This is a genomic window from Roseiarcus sp. (genome assembly GCF_052145395.1).
Lineage (GTDB): Bacteria > Pseudomonadota > Alphaproteobacteria > Rhizobiales > Beijerinckiaceae > Roseiarcus.
The window spans coordinates 1-2,772 of sequence record NZ_JBKQOT010000902.1 but is presented as its reverse complement, the minus strand read 5'-3'; the positions used below and the strand labels follow the sequence as shown (position 1 = coordinate 2,772).

At 65.5% G+C, this 2,772-nt stretch carries 4 protein-coding genes; 3 read left to right on the top strand and 1 reads right to left on the bottom strand.

Annotation, left to right across the window (positions count from 1 at the left end; genetic code table 11):
- Window positions 1-1,129: biotin/lipoyl-containing protein (locus tag ACLP25_RS31285; protein WP_442472980.1), on the top strand; the 1,129-nt coding region annotated here is incomplete at its 5' end.
- On the top strand, window positions 1,126-1,524 hold the full coding sequence (locus ACLP25_RS31280; RefSeq protein WP_442472979.1) for a RidA family protein: 399 nt from the start codon (window positions 1,126-1,128) through the stop codon (window positions 1,522-1,524). The genes ACLP25_RS31285 and ACLP25_RS31280, both read left to right, overlap by 4 nt.
- 58 nt (window positions 1,525-1,582) lie before the next feature.
- Here ACLP25_RS31280 and ACLP25_RS31275 read toward each other — a convergent pair whose 3' ends face one another.
- Window positions 1,583-1,840, bottom strand: a complete 258-nt coding sequence (locus ACLP25_RS31275; RefSeq protein WP_442472978.1) for a high-potential iron-sulfur protein — start codon at window positions 1,838-1,840, stop codon at window positions 1,583-1,585.
- Between the two features lie 457 nt (window positions 1,841-2,297).
- Here ACLP25_RS31275 and arsC point away from each other — a divergent pair, with 457 nt between their 5' ends.
- The gene (gene arsC / locus ACLP25_RS31270; protein ID WP_442472977.1) at window positions 2,298-2,648 is read left to right on the top strand and encodes an arsenate reductase (glutaredoxin); all 351 of its coding nucleotides are present in this window, start codon (window positions 2,298-2,300) and stop codon (window positions 2,646-2,648) included.
- Window positions 2,649-2,772 lie beyond the last annotated feature (124 nt).

Below are 2,772 nucleotides of genomic sequence, written 5' to 3'. Positions count from 1 at the left end.
CCTGCAGGTCGAGCATCCGGTGACGGAGCTAGTCACCGGCGTCGATCTCGTCGAGGAGATGATCCGCTCCGCCGCGGGCGAAAAGCTGCGCCTAACCCAGGAAGACGTGAAGCTCACCGGCTGGGCGGTCGAGAGCCGCGCCTACGCCGAGGATCCGACCCGGAACTTCCTGCCTTCGACCGGTCGCCTCGTGCGCTATCGGCCGCCCGCGGAGGGCTCGCATGACGGGGTGACCGTGCGCAACGACACGGGCGTCTTCGAAGGCGGCGAGATCTCAATCCACTACGATCCGATGATCGCCAAGCTCGTCACCCACGCGCCGGACCGTCTCAGCGCCATCAAGGCCCAGGCGACTGCGCTCGACTCCTTCGTCATCGACGGAATCCGGCACAACATCCCGTTCCTCTCGACGCTGATGCAGCATCCGCGCTGGCGCGAGGGACGGCTGTCGACCGGCTTCATCGCGGAGGAGTTCCCCGACGGGTTCCAGCCGCTCGTCGCCGAGGGTGAGACGGAGCGGCGGATCGCGGTGGCCGCGGCCCACATGGATCACGTTCTGAACGTGCGCAAGCGCCGCATTTCCGGCCAGTTGCGCGCGCCCGAGTTGCTCGTCTTCGACACCAAGCGCACGGTCGCGCTGGCCAAGAGCCGGATCGAGCTCGAGGTGGAGCCGAGGGCGGACGGCCTCACGGTCGCCTTCGCCGACGGTCGCAGGGCCTATGTCGAGTCGGACTGGAAGCCGGGCGACCTCTTGTGGTGCGGCAACATCGACGACGCGGCGATCGCGGTTCAGACCCGCCCGATCCCAAACGGATATCGTCTGTCCCACGCCGGCGTCGACGTGGACGCGCGCGTCTACACCCGCCGCGAGGCCGAACTCGCCGCGCTGATGCTCGAGCGCAAGGGCGCCGACGGCTCGAAGATGCTGCTCTGCCCGATGCCGGGCCTCGTCAAGTCGATCGCGGTCAGGCCGGGACAGGAAGTCAAGGCGGGCGAGCAGCTCTGCATCGTCGAAGCGATGAAGATGGAGAACGTGCTCTCGGCGGAACGCGACGGCACCATCAAGACGGTCCTGGCCAAGGAGGGCGATTCGCTGGCGGTCGACGCGGTCATCATGGAATTCGCGTGAGGCCGGCCCATCGGCTGATCTCGTCGGGGTCGCCGTTCGAGCGGACGTACGGCTATTCGCGCGCGGTCGTCTCGGGCGACGAGATTCACGTTTCGGGCACGACGGGCTACGACTACGAAGCGATGACCATGCCGGACGACCCGGCCGAGCAGGCGCGCGCGATCTACGCGACCTTAGCCGAAGTGCTGAAGGAGGCCGGGGCGGAACTGCCGGACATCGTGCGCCTGCGCACCTACGTCACTGACGCGGCCTTCTGCGAGCCGGTGCTCGAGGTCCAGGGCGAGGTGTTCGGGGACATCCGGCCGGCGGCGACGATCGTGGTCGTGTCTCAGCTTCTGAAACCGGAGATGAAGGTCGAGGTCGAGGCGGACGCGCGGGTCAACCGCCGTTCGTGAGAATTTGTCCCGCGTGGGAATGACGGCGGCCGGCGAGCGGCCGCCGCTTTCGGCGGCGTCAGCCGGCCTTCTTGGTCCAGAGCGCGCACCAGCCGTTCGGCGCGATCTCGCCGTCGACCATCTTGCAACTGTTCGGGGCGACGAAGAAGTTGCAGCCGTCGCACTGCTTGCCGTCCTTCGGCTCGGCCTGATACTTCGCCGCGGCCTGCGCCATCTTCGCCTCCGCGCCGGTCGTCATCAGCGCCAGCACCGGCGCCGCGGCGGCGGCGGCGAGGAGAACCGTTCGACGGCTCAGTCCCTTTTCACATTCACTCATGATCGCCTCTTTGAGATTGGATCGCGACTTCACTGCGTTCGCGTCATGCCCCGCAACGCGGCGTCATTCAACAACCGCGCGCCGCGGCTAATCGGCGCACGCCGACTATACGATAGAAAGCCGAATCTGGATGAGCGACGTTCGTATCAGTGGGAGCTGAATACGCGATAAGTCTATCGAATTGCTGGAATTCTGCGCGCGCGACTCTGACGAAAGCCGTCCGACGTGGCTTTAGAGCAGATTGCAGTTCCGTCGAATTGCGCTTTGGTGACGCGGTCGCGGACCGCGTCCGCCACGATCAGCGATCGCGGCTACAGCGGCGCCTCGATCCAACCGTCCAATGCTTTAGCTGTACACCAGCCGATGGCGCCCATCGCCTCCGCCGGGTAAGTTGACCGCCTCGGCGCCGCCCGCACTTTGACGGCGCGGCGTCAAAAAAACCAGCGGACCTTTGCTCTTGACTGTCACCATCTACCACAATCCGAAATGCACGACCTCACGCAACGTGCTGGCGATGATCCGCGAGCGCGGCGAGGCGCCGGTCGTGATCGAGTATCTGAAGACGCCGCCGACCCGCGGAAGACTGAAGGAGCTGATTGCGGCGATGGGCGTTCCCGCCCGTTCGCTTTTGCGCCGCAAGGAAGCGCCGTACGCGGCTCTCGGCCTCGACGATCCCGCGCGCACTGATGACGACCTGATCGGCGCGATGGTCGCGAATCCGATTTTGATCGAACGGCCGATCGTCGTGACGGAGAAGGGCGTCCGCCTCTGCCGGCCCAAGGAGAAAGCGCTCGAAATCCTGCCTTAGACCGAACTTCCGAGTTGCGTTTCGCGGGAAGGTGCGGGTTTGTGCGGGGTTGCGGGGATTTGCGGCGAATTTGTAGGCATGTAATTAGGTTATTGACTGCGCCGGGACGTCGTGATTCAAGCTG

Bases quoted from the DNA above. Each gene is read 5' to 3' on its own strand.
- ACLP25_RS31275 (WP_442472978.1), bottom strand. From the start codon at position 1,840: ATGAGTGAATGTGAAAAGGGACTGAGCCGTCGAACGGTTCTCCTCGCC.